This is a genomic window from Actinomadura sp. NPDC048955 (assembly GCF_040649435.1).
In the GTDB taxonomy this organism is placed as follows: domain Bacteria; phylum Actinomycetota; class Actinomycetes; order Streptosporangiales; family Streptosporangiaceae; genus Spirillospora; species Spirillospora luteofluorescens.
This window is the reverse complement of record NZ_JBEZJI010000008.1, coordinates 87,911-100,889: the sequence shown is the minus strand read 5'-3', so window position 1 is coordinate 100,889 and position 12,979 is coordinate 87,911. Positions and strand designations below refer to the sequence as shown.

Genomic DNA, 12,979 nt, shown 5'->3' with positions numbered 1-12,979 from the left:
GGGGGACGGAACGGGACGCGCCCCCGGGCGGGAGGTGGCCCGGGGGCGCGGGGAGCGGTACCGCCGTGGACGGGACGACGGTGCCGCGGCTCGGGCTAGCCGGAGACCGGCAGGTTGATGTAGCGCGCCCGGTAGATGCTGACGTCCCGGTAGTTGTCGTTGGCCGGACCGCCGGTGGTGTCCAGGCTGTTGACGTTGTAGGAGATCACCAGGGTGCCGCTGGACGAGAGCGCCGCGTGCTGGTGAGCGTTGTAGGTGAAGATGTCCGGATCGCCGTAGGAGCCAAGCGGCCCGGTCTCGGGCGTCTGGTAGACGGTCTGCTCGCCGCTGAACGGCCCGGCCGCCGAGCACGACAACCAGACGTCGATCTCACCGCCGAAAGCGATGTTCGCGTCCTGGTTGACCATGATGTAGTGCGACCCGCGCTTGGTGACGCTGAACTCGTTCGACACCCCGCTCATCAGCCGCACCGAGTCCGTCTCCGCGGACGACCAGCCGCTCGCCGTGCGGTACTGCCAGGCGCCGCGCAGGTCCGTGCCGCTGACCCGCGCGACGCGCAGGTACTTGGTGTTCACCTGCGTCTGGGGGTCGGTGTAGTCCTCGGTGCCGTAGACGTAGGTGTAGCCGCCGTCCCTGAGCAGCGCCGACCCCCACTGCACGCCCGACGCCGAGGGCATCGCCTGGACGGCCGGCGCGGCGAGGTTCCCGCTGGAGAACCGGGCGAGGACGTTGTCCTTGAACTTCATGTCCCACCCGGTGCCGTTGTCCGGGTCGGGGTCGTAGTACTCGCGGTAGAGCTGCTGGACCTCCGTCCCGCTCTGGGTGAGGTCGCCCGCCCAGTACCAGTGGGCCGGCTGCGCGGGCGGCATGACCGCCTTCGGGGCCGCCGCCGTCCCGCCGTGCACGGTGGTGAGCCCCCCGCCCGTTCCCTGGACGACGAACGAGTTGTTGATGAACGGCGTCGTCCCGCCCTCCTCGATGACGACCGGCCGCGACCCGTCCGCGTTGACCTTGCCGAGGAAGGTGTCGGAGTAGGCGTAGACGATGCGCCCGTCGGAGAGCTTCAGCGAGTACGTCGTGTCCGCGCCGGTCCAGTCGTCCAGCAGCGTGTTGCTGTTGCCGTAGGACGTGAACTTGCCGTTGAGGGCGGCGTTCTGCGAGGCGGTGCCGAAGGCCGGCGCGGCCTTCCCGGAACACGTGGGCCCGGCGGCCGCGCGCCCCGGACCCCGGGCGTCGGCGGCCGCGGGCACGGCGGGCGCGGCGGCGAGCGCCAGGACGGACGCGAAGACCCCGGCGCGCCGCCGCCACCCCCCGCGAACGGATGAGGGCCGATCGGGAGAGAAGGGAGTGGGAGGGACGGACGCCTGCATGGGAACCTCCGCGAGGTCACTTTCACACGGTCCTCGTGCGCCCCACATTTTGAGTCATCAAATGACTTGGTGTCTAGATCTTCTAGGAGATTTCCGGAAGTGCCGCCGGATTACGGGCGAGCAACCCGCCGTCCACCCGGTGCTCGGCGCCGGTCACGAACGACGAGCGCGGTCCCGCGAGGAACGCCACCACCTCGGCGACCTCCGCGGCCGCCGCGACCCTCCCGAGCGGGTGCGCACGCCCCCACTCGGCGACCTGCTCGTCCTGCCCCTTCTCCCCGCGGAACAGGTCGGCCGCCCACCGCAGCATCGGCGTGTCGACCGACCCGGGGCACACCGTGTTCGCGCGGATGCCGTCCGCCGCGTGGTCCAGCGCCACCGCCCGCGTCAGCGCGTTGATCGCGGCCTTGCTCGCGCTGTAGGCGGCGACGCGGTCCTGCGAGACGAACGCCTGCACCGACGACACCGTGACGATCGCCCCGCCGCCCCGGCGGCGCAGCTCGGGGACGGCGGCGCGGCAGGCGAGGAAGACGCCCTTGACGTTGACGCCGAGCACCTCGTCCCACAGCTCCTCGGACGTCTCCTCGACCGTCCCGTACCGCTGCACGCCCGCGCACGTCACCAGCACGTCCAGGCCGCCGTACCGGGACACGGCCTCCCCGACCAGCCCGTCCATCCGCGCGGCGTCGGTCACGTCGGCGACGGCGCCGGCGACCTCCAGCCCCGCGCCCCGCAGCTCCCCCTCCGCACGGCGGACCTCGTCCTCCCCGATCCCGCAGAACACCACGGCGGCGCCGTCGCGCGCGAGCCGCTCCACCACGGCCCGGCCGATCCCGAGCGACCCCCCGGTCACGACCGCGACCCTGCCCTCGAACTCCCTCACGTGCCCTCCTCGATGACCGCGGCACGCAGCCACAGGCTCCGCCGCGCACGCGGTTCCAACCTCAACGCGGTGCCGTTCGCGACCGCGGCGGCCAGCCCGTCCGTCGGGTACCCGGCGAACGGCTCCAGGCCCATCACGTACGCGCGGCCCCACCACGGATGCCCGGTGGTCGCCCCGAACTCCTGCCACAGCCACAGATGCGGCAGGACGTCCACGTCCCAGCGCACCCGCAGGCCGAAGCCGTCCGGATCGACGACCTCGTAGCGTCCCTCCTCCAGCCCGGTGAGGTAGACGATCTCACTGGGCACCCCGGCATCGGGCACCACATCGAGATCGATGACACCGCCCCCCTCACCGGGCACACGAGGCCACGCATGCGGCCCACCACCCCGGACCCGCCGCCCACCGGGCCCGATCGCCGTCTCGTGCGGAACGACCTGAGCACCTCCCCCGACCCTGATCCGGTGCCCGGGCCGCAGGAAGGGCGCCCCGAACACGATGTGGTGCCCCCACATCGCGTCCAGCGCGACACCCGACTCGTTGACCAGCTCCTCCTCGACGACGAGCTCGGCTTCGCCCGCCCTCAGCCGCAGCGTCTTGGCGACCCGCAGCGGCATCCGCCGCCCCCGGACGGAGAGCCGGACGGCGACCTCGCCGGCGCCGTCGGCCACGATCTCGGAGTCCCACGGCAGCGAGGCCACCTCCCCGTGCTGCGCGAACGCCGCCCCCCGATAGGTGCTGGGCGCGCCCCCGTTGGGCAGAACCTCCTGCCAGCCGCCCTCGTAGCCGTCGAGGAACAGGGCGACGTCATCGCCCGCTCCTCCCGCCACATCACGCGGATCGCGCAGCCCGTCAGGCGAAAGCCACACGAAGTCCATGTCCCGCGGCTTGTGGCAGAACTCGGCGATGTCACCGCCCTTGCCCACGAGAACCGTCACCCGGAGCAGCTCGTTCTCCAGGACCACGGCCTCGATCCCGGCCCAGGTGATCTCGTGGACGCGGGCGCCCCAGTTGCGGGACGGCCGGTGCCGCCGCATCAGCTCCAGTTCTCCGCGCCGCTGAACGCGAAGTGCTCCCCCGCCTCGTACCGGGGCCGCGGCTGGTACTCGTTCACGCCCGGGTCGCCGCGCAGCAGCAGCGCCGACGGGAACGGCAGCGGCTCCTCGGTGATCCGCGTCGAGGTCGGGATGTAGCGGATGGTCAGCCCGCACCGCCGGTGGGGCGACTCGTTCGCGTTGCTGCCGTGCATGATGTTCGGGTGGTGGACCTCGACGTCGCCGGGTTCGAGGACGAGGTCCACGGCACGCGACTCGTCCACGCCCACGGCGCTCTCCACCCCGAAGACGGCCTCCGCGTCCTCCCGCTCCTGCACCTCGTGCAGGACCTCCTTGTGGCTCCCGGGAATGACCCGGAGGCACCCGTTCTCGGGCGTCGACCGGTCGATGGCGAGCCACAGCGTCACCACGCGCATCGGTTCGAGCGGCCAGAACGCGCCGTCCTGGTGCCACAGCACGGCCTTGCCGGTGAACGGCGGCTTGGAGATGTAGGCGGACGCGAACAGCGCGATGTCGGGCCCGACGAACCGCTCGGCGACATCGAGGAGCCGCTCGTCGGACACCAGCCGCACCCAGAAGGGGTCCTTGGCGACCAGCTCGGTGGACAGCTCCTCACCGGTCCGGTCGGGATAGCGCGCCTCCAGCCAGCGGACATGCGCGTCCGCCTCGGCCACGAGCTCCGGATCCAGGACGTTCCGGAAGATCGCGTACCCGTCCTCGTCGTAACCGTCGTGCATGGGCGTCCCTTCTCGATGAAGCGCGACACCCGAAGTCTTAGTCATCAGATCACTTGTTGTCTAGATGTATCGTGGCCCGCCATGCGGAACCGGATCGCCGTGATCGGCGAATGCATGATCGAACTGAGTCATCTCGCCCCCGACCGCCTGGCCGTCGGCTACGCCGGCGACGCCTTCAACGTCGCCGCCTACCTGGCCCGCACCGCGGCCCCCGGCACGGCCGACGTCCAGTTCGTCACCCTCATCGGCGACGACCCCTACAGCGCCCTGATGCGCGAGTCCTGGGCGGCCCACGGCGTCGGCTCCGCCCACACCCGCGCCGTCCCCGGCGGCCAGGCGGGCCTCTACCTCATCCGCACGGACGAAGCCGGCGAACGCACGTTCCACTACTACCGGTCCCAGTCGGCGGCCCGCGGCCTGTTCGGCCCCGCGCACCCCCCGGAGCTCGACGACGCGATCGCCGACCACGACCTCGTCTACCTCTCCGGCATCACCCTGTCGATCCTCGGCACCGAAGCCCGCACGAGGCTCCTCACCGTCCTGGACGAGACCCGCCGCCGCGGCGGCCGGGTGGCCTTCGACACCAACTACCGCCCCGCGGGCTGGCCCTCCCCCGCGGCCGCCGCCGAAGCCATGTCCACCGTCCTGACCAGGACGGACATAGCCCTCCCCACCTTCACCGACGACCAGGCCGTCTTCGGCGACAGAATCCCGACCGACACGATCAGACGCCTGAGACAAGCCGGAGTGACCGAAATGGCGGTCAAACAGGGCCCCCAAGGCTCCCTGCTGGCCGACACCAAGACGACGATCGAAATCCCCGCCGTCCCCCACGTAAAAGTGATCGACACCACAGCCGCAGGCGACGCCTTCAACGGCGCCTACCTGGCCACCCGCCTGACAGGCACCCCACCCGCCCAAGCAGCCGAAACAGCGACCACCTTGGCAGCCCAGGTAATAACCCACCAGGGAGCCCTACTTCCCCCAACCCCAGCAAGAACCTGACCCACCCGCACCAGCCCTCCCAAGCACGCACAAGCGAGCGAGCCGCAAGGCGAGCCGAAGCGCTCCGCCACCCCCCACAACAACGCACGGCACGAGCGAAGCAAGGGCCAACCGCGAAGCGAGCCGCCAGGCGAGCCGGAGCGCGAGATCAACCCCCACAAACCCGCACCAGACCCCGACCACGGCACGAGCGAAGCGAGGGCCAACTCGCGAAGCGAGCCGCCAGGCGAGCCGAAGCGCCACAGCAACCCCCCACAACCCGAGGTAGACCCCCGCAAACGCACCCCACCGAAACCCCCCGCTCCGCACACATCACCCGCCACCACAGCACCCCGAACGAGGGTTCACCGTCGCGATCGCGTCCGAAGGCAGATTCGAGCGAAGCAAGAATCTGATCGCGTAGCGAGCCGCCAGGCGAGCCGGAGCGATGCCAGCGATCGCACCGCGTTGCGTTGGGTTGGGGCGCCCCCAGGCGCCCCAACCCAACGCAACGCAAATAAACACAGCGCGCCGGAGTCTCGATGCACGGCTCGTAGGCGGTAGTTTCGAAGGCAGCGGGACCATCCTGCGAGGGAGTGACGTGACCGAGGAAACCGCTGCAATGCCGGCCAGTACGAAGTTGTCCGTCCGTGACGTGGTCACGGTGAAGCTGCCTGCCGCGAGTGCCTACCTGTCCGTGCTGCGGACCGCTACCGCGGGCCTGGCGGCCAGGTTGGACTTCACGCTGGACGAGATCGAGGACCTGCGCATCGCCGTTGACGAGGCGTGCGCGATGCTGCTCGCTCAGGCGGTGCCCGGCACCGATCTGACGTGCGAGTTCGAGTTGACCGGGGAGGCGATGCGCATCTCTGTGTCGGTTCTGACGGTGGACGGTGAGGAGCCGAGCCGCGACACGTTCGCGTGGACGGTGTTGTCGTCTCTGGCGGGCGAGGTGGACGCCAGGGTGGGCTCCGACGACCGGGTCACCGTGACGCTGCAGAAGCGTCGCGGTGCGGCGGGGGCCCCGTGACGGAGAAGACGACGACGGAGCAGACGACGGTCGCCGGGGCGAGCACCGAGCGTTCGGACAGCAGTGCCGTGCCGGATCGGGCGCGGGCGCGTGCGTTGTTCGAGCGTCTCGCCCAGTTGCCTGAGGGCGACCCGGAGCGCCAGCGCATCCGTGATCAGCTCGTGGAGCTGCATCTGCCGCTGGTGGAGTATCTCGCGCGGCGCTTCCGCAATCGCGGTGAGTGGCTGGACGACCTGATCCAGGTCGCCACGATCGGGTTGATCAAGTCGATCGACCGGTTCGATCTGGAGCGGGGGGTGGAGTTCTCCACCTATGCCACGCCGACGATCGTCGGTGAGATCAAGCGGCATTTCCGCGACAAGGGCTGGGCGGTGCGGGTGCCGCGCCGGCTGCAGGAGCTGAAGCTGTCGCTGACGAAGGCGATCAGTGATCTCGCGCAGCGGGAGGGCCGCGCTCCGACGGTGAGCGAGCTGGCGGCGCACCTGCAGATGAGCGAGGAGGAGGTGCTGGAGGGGCTGGAGTCGGCGAACGCCTATTCCACGGTGTCCCTCGACGCGCCTGACTCCGGTGACGAGGACGCCCCGGCGGTGGCGGACTCGCTCGGCATGGTGGACGAGTCGTTGGAGGGCGTGGAGTACCGCGAGTCCCTCAAGCCGCTGCTGGAGAAGCTCCCGGCGCGGGAGAAGAAGATTCTTCTGCTGCGTTTCTTCGGCAATATGACGCAGTCGCAGATCGCGGCGGAGCTGGGCATTTCGCAGATGCACGTGTCGCGTCTGCTGGCGCGGACGCTGGCGCAGCTCCGTGACGGCCTGACGGCGGACGAGTAGCGGGTGTTGTGCGGAAGGGGCCCCGGGGACGCGTCCTCAGGGCCCTTTCGACGTCGGGTCAGTTCTTGCTGTTCTTGGTGGGTTGTTCGTTGAGGCGGTCTTTGAGGCGCCGTCCGAGGGAGCGGGGCTCTCCGGGGGGCGGGACGGCGGCCGGTTCGGCGGGTTCGGTGTCGTCCGCCGGGGTGTCGTCGTCTTCGTCGTGGTCTTCGATGAGCCAGGCGGTGCTCGGCGGGCTGAGGACGGTGATCAGCGCGAGGACGGCGACGACGCCCAGCGGGACGGCGATCGCGGGGCGGTCGCTCTGCCACAGCGACCAGGCGATCGGCAGGGCGAACAGCTGGGTGAGGACGGTGGGGGCGCGGCTCCACTGGGCGGCGCGGAGGAGTCCGCGGGCGCACCCCAGCATGCCGAGGCCACCGGCGAGGGCGAGGACGGTGACCCCGATCGCGCTGGCCGGGTCGACGGCGGCGCCGGTGGCGGTCTCGACGCCGGTGAAGACGCCGAATCCGACGGCTGCGGCGCCCTCCGCGGCCTGGAGGGCGGCGGCGGCCTGCACGGTGAAGGGACGCTTGGTCACACCCCGAAACCCTACTCGCCCCGTGCGGCGGCCGGCTCTCAGGGGAAACTGCGGGCGAACGCATCCGGAACGCTCGATACCCTGACGCCGTGCGCGCCATGCTCATCGCCAACCCCAAGGCGACCTCCACCTCCCGGCGGGCCCGCGACATCCTCGTGCGGGCCTTCTCCGGCGATCTCGATCTCGTTCTCGCGGAGACCGGTCACCGCGGCCACGCGACCGAGCTGGCCCGGCAGGCCGCCGTCGAGGGCTACGAGGTCGTGATCGCTCTCGGCGGGGACGGGACGGTGAACGAGGCCGTCAACGGGCTGCTGGCGGACGGTCCGTCCCCTGATCTGCCCGCGCTGGCGGTGCTGCCGAGCGGGAGCGCGAACGTGTTCGCCCGCGCGCTCGGCCTGCCGGACGATCCGATCGGCGCGACGCGGTCGGTGCTGGAGGCGCTGCGGGCGGGCCGGTACCGGTCGGTGGGGCTCGGCACGGCCTCCCATCCCGGGGCCCCGGAGCGGTATTTCACGTTCTGCGCGGGGGTGGGGCTGGACGCGGAGGTCGTGCGGGAGGTGGAGCGGCGCCGGGAGGCGGGCCTGCGGGCGGACCCGTCGCTGTATGTGCGGACCGCGATACGGCATTTCTTCTCCGGCACTGATCGGCGCCGTCCGGCGCTCACTTTGGAACAGCCCGGGCGCCCGCCGAAATCGGGGTTGTTCCTGGCGTTCATCTCCAATACGTCTCCATGGACTTTCATGGGCCGGGTGCCGTTGAATCCGAGTCCGAAGGCGAACTTCGCGCGCGGGCTGGACGTGTTCGGGATGCGTTCTCTGGAACTCGGCGCGACGCTGGGGGCGCTGGCGCAGATGCTGACTCCGCGGGCGTATCCCATTCAGGGGCGGCACGTGCTGAACCTGCACGATGAGGCGGAGGTCACGGTGCGCGCGGACCGGCCCGTGGCGTTCCAGCTGGACGGCGACTACCTGGGAGAGCACCGGACGGTCACGTTCCGCTCCGTGCCGAAGGCGATCCGCATCGTCATTTGAGGCGCGCGAGGACGCATGTGAGAGCCAAGTAACACGCCCGACCGATGGGTGTGACACATGCGACACCCATACTTTGAGAATCCTTTCTCAAAGGTCTTGCGTCTGCCCGCACCCTCCTGAAACGCTCAAAGTGCGCCACCCGGCAGGGACCCCAACGTCGCTGGTCACCTGCTCGCGGCGCCGCGGAACAACCATCCCTGGACCTGGCCACAGCCACCCCGGGCGTTCGCGACATGTGAACCCGTTCACAAAGAGTGGAGCATCTCCACCACCTGACGAAGGAGTGGACCGCATGGACTGGCGCCACCGCGCAGCCTGCCGTGACGTGGACCCCGAGCTCTTCTTCCCCATCGGCAACACCGGCCCCGCGATCCTGCAGATCGAAGAAGCCAAGCAGGTCTGCCGCCGCTGCGACGTCAGCGACGCCTGCCTGCGCTGGGCGCTCGAGTCCGGCCAGGAATCCGGCGTCTGGGGCGGCATGGGCGAAGACGAACGCCGCGCGCTGCGGCGTTCCCGCCGTGCCCTTAGCGTCAGGCGCTAGAGCGCCTTCCTTGCGGGCACGGCTGCGATCGCTGGCATCGCTCCGGCTCGCCTTGCGGCTCGCTGCGCGATCAGTTTCTTGCTTCGCTTGAAACTGGCTTCGCACGCGATCGCACATCTTCAGGTTGTTGACGGTTGAGGCGCCGGTTGCTCCCAGTGCGCACGGACCAGAGTTGATGGCCGTGATCAGGGGCGGCTGGGGCGGTGGTGGTGGTCTATGGGAATGTCCACTACCACCTCGGTGCCTCCGCCTTCTCTGGGGCGGAAGTCCAGGTGGCCGCCCAGTTCGCCGACGATCAGGGTGCGGACGATCTGCAGGCCCAGGCTGTCGCTGCTCTCCATGTCGAAGTCGGGGGGCAGGCCCACGCCGTCGTCCGCGACGATCGTGACGAGGCGGCGGCCGGACGGGGGCTCGGTCTCGGTGCCGGGGACGCGGGGGTCGTTCGCGCCGGGGGCCTTCCACTCGCCCCAGAACGACGCGCCGCCCGGTTCCCGGGTGACCTCTCCCTCTCCGTAGCGGTGCGCCACGACCTCCAGGGTCCCGAACCGGTTGGCCAGGCCGTGCTCCAGGGCGTTCTGCAGCAGTTCGGTGAGCGCCATCGCGAGCGGCGTCGCGACCTCGGCGGGCAGGACGCCGAAGCTGCCGGTCCGCTTGGGGGTGACCTTGGTCTCGGGGGTGGACACCTCCCCCGCCATCGTGATCACCCGGTCGGCGATGTCGTCGAAGTCGATCAGTTCGTCGGGGGTGTGCGACAGCGTCTCGTGCACGATCGCGATCGACCCGACGCGGCGGACGGCCTCGTCCAGCGCGGCCCGCCCCTCCGGGATCCGCAGCCGCCGCGCCTGGAGCCGCAGGAGCGCCGCGACCGTCTGCAGGTTGTTCTTCACCCGGTGGTGGATCTCCCGGATGGTGGCGTCCTTGGTCATCAGTTCCCGGTCGCGCCAGCGCAGCTCGGTCACGTCCCGGCACAGCACGACGGCCCCGATCCGCGTCCCGCCGACGACGAGCGGGATCGTGCGCAGCTGCATGATCGACCCGCGTGACTCGACCTCGACCTCGCGGGGCGCGCGGCCCGACAGCACGACGCTCAGCGCCTCCTCCATCGGCTCGCCGGTGTCGCACAGGTCCGCGGTGATCTGCCCGAGCGCCTCGCCGACCAGGTCCGTCGGGTAGCCGAGCCGCCGGTAGGCCGACTGGGCGTTGGGGCTGGCGTAGGTGACCCTGCCGGAGCGGTCCAGGCGCATGAGGCCGTCGCCGACGCGGGGTGAGCGGACCATGTTCGGTTCCTCGCCCGGCACCGGGAACCGGCCCTCGGAGATCATCGTGGCGAGGTCGCTGGCGCTCTGCAGGTAGGTCAGTTCCAGCCGGGACGGGGTGCGCGCCGAGCTGAGGTTCGTGCTGCGCTGGATGACCCCGAGGATCTTGGCGCCGCGGCGCACCGGGATGGACTCCTCGCGGACGGGGATGCCGCTGCCCCACTCCGGGTCGCCCTCGCGGACGATCCGGCGCTCGCGCCACGCCACGTCGATCAGCCCGCGGCGCCCCGTCCGGACGACCTTGCCGACGAGGTCCTCCGGGTAGGCGGTCGGGCCGGTCGTCGGGCGCATCTGCGCGATCGCGACCCAGCCGGGGACGGCCGCACCGGTGTCCATAAGGCCCGGCCTGCCCCGGCCCGCGCGGGTCGTCCCGTCGGCGGGCAGCGCGTCCGCCGACCGCAGCGGCACCCACAGCAGGAGGTCCGCGAACGACAGGTCGGCCAGCAGCTGCCAGTCCGAGACCAGTGCGTGGAGCCACTCCAGGTCGGTGTCGGTGAGGTCGGTGTGGTCGCGGACCAAATCGGTCAAGGTAGGCACACGACCATCATCGCCGATGGTTTTCTGTCCCAGGGCAGGTGGTCTCGCCCCGGGGGCCACCTGGCAGTATGCCCGGCATGACCGCAGGACGAGACCCCCTGGCCAGGCTCCGGGACGCGGCCGGACGGCGCGCCGCCGCCGGGCTGCGCCGGACGCTGCGCCCCCGGCCCGACGGCCTCACCGATCTGGCGTCCAACGACTACCTCGGGCTGTCCGGCGACCCGCGCCTCGTCGAGGGCGCCGTCGCGGCCGCGCGCGAGTGGGGCACCGGCTCCACCGGCTCGCGCCTGGTCACCGGGACGACGCGGCTGCACGCCGAGCTGGACCGGCGGCTCGCCGCGTTCACCGGCAGCGCCGCGGGCCTGGTGTTCTCCTCCGGCTTCCTGGCCAACCTCGGCGCCGTCACGGCGCTTGCGGGGCCCGACACGCTCGTGGTGTCCGACCAGGTCAACCACGCCTCCATCGTGGACGCGTGCCGGCTGTCACGGTCCCGCGTGGTGATCGTTCCGCACCGGGACGCGGCCGCGGCGGAGCGGGCCCTCGCCGAGCGCGACGAGGACCACGCCCTCGTCGTCACCGACGCGGTGTTCTCCGTGGACGGCGATCTCGCGCCGCTGGGCGCGCTGCACGCCGCCGCCCGGGCGCACGGGGCGCTGCTGGTGGTCGACGAGGCGCACGCGCTCGGCGTCGTCGGCGAGGGGGGCCGGGGCGCCGCGCACGCCGCCGGCCTCGCGGGAGAGCCCGACGTGGTCCTCACCCTCACGCTGTCGAAGTCGCTGGCGTCGCAGGGCGGGGCGGTCCTCGGGGCCCCCGAGGTGATCGACGCCCTGGTCGACACGGGGCGGTCGTTCATCTTCGACACCGGCCTGAACCCGCCCGCCGCGGGCGCCGCCCTGGCCGCGCTGGACGTCCTCGCTTCCGACCCCGCGCTGCCCGGCCGGGCCCGCGAACGGGCGCTCGCGATCTCAAACCTGGCGGCCGGTTCCGGCCTGGAAACGGCCAGGCCCGCGGCGGCCGTGGTGCCGGTGTTCCTGGGCGAGCCGCAGGCCGCGGTGCGGGCCGCCGAGATCTGCGCTGAGCACGGTCTGCGCGTCGGCTGCTTCCGGCCGCCGTCGGTCCCCAAGGGCCGGGCGTGCCTGCGCCTCACCGCACGCGCCACGCTGGACGAGTCGGACCTCACACGATTGCGGGCGGCCCTGGCGGAAATCGCGTCTTCTACCGGCCGTAGTCTTCACCCATAACATCGGGGAAACCGGTGATGAACGTGAGGAGATGCCGTGACGGAGGTCAGGGGCGGGCCCCGGCACGGGGGCGGGTTCGAGCACGGCTTCGACCGGGCCTCGCTCGGCGACCTCGGTAAGCGCCACCCGAACCAGGCGCCCCGGATCCCCAAGTACTACAAGCTCAAGGAGCTGCTGGTCGAGCTGATCCAGTCGCTTCCCGCGGGCAGCCCGCTGCCGCCCGAGCGGACCCTCGCCGAGAAGTACGAGACGTCCCGCACGACCGTCCGGCAGGCCCTCGCCGAGCTGGTCGTCGAAGGGCGCCTCCAGCGCATCCAGGGCAAGGGCACCTTCGTCGCCAAGCCGAAGGTCGCCCAGGAACTCCAGCTCGTCAGCTACACCGAGGACATGCGGCACCACGGGCTGCGCCCCGAGACGCGCATCCTGGAGGCCGGCTACGTCAGCGCCGACGAGCGCCTCGCCACGCTCCTGTGCATCCGGCCCGGCGGCCGGGTGCTGCGGATACACCGCCTCCGGCTGGCCGACGGCGAGCCGATGTCGATCGACACCTCCCACCTCCCGGCCCGCCGCTTCCCCGGCCTGCGCCGGGAGCTGCCGCGCCATCACTCCCTGTACGAGACGCTCGCGACCGCCTACGACGTCCACCTCACCGAGGCCGAGGAGACGATAGAGACGGTCCTCGCCACCCCGCACGACGCCCAGCTCCTGGGCGTGGACGTCGGCCTGCCGATGCTGCTGCTGTCGCGCCACGCGTTCGACACGACGGGCCAGCCGGTCGAGTGGGCCCAGTCCCTGTACCGGGGCGACCGCTACAAGTTCATCACCCGGCTGAGCCGCTGACCGGCCGCCC

Annotated in this window: 13 protein-coding genes; 7 read left to right on the top strand and 6 right to left on the bottom strand. The window is 71.4% G+C overall.

The features are described 5' to 3' along the window. Window positions 1-95: 95 nt before the first annotated feature. From AB0C84_RS11075 to AB0C84_RS11060, 4 genes are all read right to left on the bottom strand, one after another. Entirely contained in the window at window positions 96-1,370 is a 1,275-nt protein-coding gene (locus AB0C84_RS11075) for a DUF4185 domain-containing protein (protein ID WP_361063986.1), read from the bottom strand. An 82-nt stretch (window positions 1,371-1,452) separates the two neighbouring features. Then, on the bottom strand, window positions 1,453-2,253 hold the full coding sequence (locus AB0C84_RS11070; RefSeq protein WP_361063983.1) for an SDR family oxidoreductase: 801 nt from the start codon (window positions 2,251-2,253) through the stop codon (window positions 1,453-1,455). Further along, a complete protein-coding gene (locus AB0C84_RS11065; protein ID WP_361063981.1) occupies window positions 2,250-3,290 on the bottom strand; it encodes a DUF4432 family protein in 1,041 nt (346 codons plus the stop codon). The genes AB0C84_RS11070 and AB0C84_RS11065 overlap by 4 nt, the downstream gene beginning before the upstream one ends. Beyond that, complete coding sequence (locus AB0C84_RS11060) at window positions 3,290-4,045, bottom strand: phytanoyl-CoA dioxygenase family protein (RefSeq protein WP_361063978.1); 756 nt, start codon at window positions 4,043-4,045, stop codon at window positions 3,290-3,292. Before AB0C84_RS11060 ends, AB0C84_RS11065 begins: the two co-directional genes overlap by 1 nt. A gap of 81 nt (window positions 4,046-4,126) precedes the next feature. Here AB0C84_RS11060 and AB0C84_RS11055 point away from each other — a divergent pair, with 81 nt between their 5' ends. The 3 genes from AB0C84_RS11055 (at window position 4,127) to AB0C84_RS11045 (ending at window position 6,886) form a co-directional block, all read left to right on the top strand. After that, window positions 4,127-5,050 (top strand): sugar kinase, encoded by a 924-nt coding sequence (locus tag AB0C84_RS11055; RefSeq protein ID WP_361063975.1) that lies wholly within the window; start codon window positions 4,127-4,129, stop codon window positions 5,048-5,050. Window positions 5,051-5,630: 580 nt separating this feature from the next. Next, window positions 5,631-6,059 carry an anti-sigma factor gene (locus tag AB0C84_RS11050; RefSeq protein WP_179843572.1) on the top strand — a complete coding sequence of 143 codons (429 nt, stop codon included), beginning with the start codon at window positions 5,631-5,633 and terminating at the stop codon, window positions 6,057-6,059. A 68-nt stretch (window positions 6,060-6,127) separates the two neighbouring features. Beyond that, window positions 6,128-6,886 carry an RNA polymerase sigma factor SigF gene (locus tag AB0C84_RS11045; protein ID WP_141586803.1) on the top strand — a complete coding sequence of 253 codons (759 nt, stop codon included), beginning with the start codon at window positions 6,128-6,130 and terminating at the stop codon, window positions 6,884-6,886. Window positions 6,887-6,944: 58 nt separating this feature from the next. On the opposite strand, the gene AB0C84_RS11040 is transcribed toward AB0C84_RS11045, so the two are convergent. Continuing rightward, window positions 6,945-7,463 (bottom strand): hypothetical protein, encoded by a 519-nt coding sequence (locus AB0C84_RS11040; protein WP_361063971.1) that lies wholly within the window; start codon window positions 7,461-7,463, stop codon window positions 6,945-6,947. Between the two features lie 89 nt (window positions 7,464-7,552). On the opposite strand from AB0C84_RS11040, the gene AB0C84_RS11035 reads away from it, so the two are divergent. Both AB0C84_RS11035 and AB0C84_RS11030 read left to right on the top strand, forming a co-directional pair. Next, a complete protein-coding gene (locus AB0C84_RS11035) occupies window positions 7,553-8,494 on the top strand; it encodes a diacylglycerol kinase family protein (RefSeq protein ID WP_179843574.1) in 942 nt (313 codons plus the stop codon). A gap of 292 nt (window positions 8,495-8,786) precedes the next feature. After that, window positions 8,787-9,035: a WhiB family transcriptional regulator gene (locus AB0C84_RS11030; RefSeq protein ID WP_179843575.1), complete on the top strand. Its 249-nt coding sequence runs from the start codon at window positions 8,787-8,789 to the stop codon at window positions 9,033-9,035. A 185-nt stretch (window positions 9,036-9,220) separates the two neighbouring features. On the opposite strand, the gene AB0C84_RS11025 is transcribed toward AB0C84_RS11030, so the two are convergent. Next, window positions 9,221-10,888 carry a histidine kinase N-terminal domain-containing protein gene (locus AB0C84_RS11025; protein WP_361063967.1) on the bottom strand — a complete coding sequence of 556 codons (1,668 nt, stop codon included), beginning with the start codon at window positions 10,886-10,888 and terminating at the stop codon, window positions 9,221-9,223. A 77-nt stretch (window positions 10,889-10,965) separates the two neighbouring features. On the opposite strand from AB0C84_RS11025, the gene AB0C84_RS11020 reads away from it, so the two are divergent. Beyond that, window positions 10,966-12,129 (top strand): 8-amino-7-oxononanoate synthase, encoded by a 1,164-nt coding sequence (locus AB0C84_RS11020; protein ID WP_361063964.1) that lies wholly within the window; start codon window positions 10,966-10,968, stop codon window positions 12,127-12,129. Window positions 12,130-12,165: 36 nt separating this feature from the next. Then, window positions 12,166-12,969: a GntR family transcriptional regulator gene (locus AB0C84_RS11015; RefSeq protein ID WP_361063961.1), complete on the top strand. Its 804-nt coding sequence runs from the start codon at window positions 12,166-12,168 to the stop codon at window positions 12,967-12,969. The last annotated feature ends 10 nt before the right edge of the window (window positions 12,970-12,979 follow it).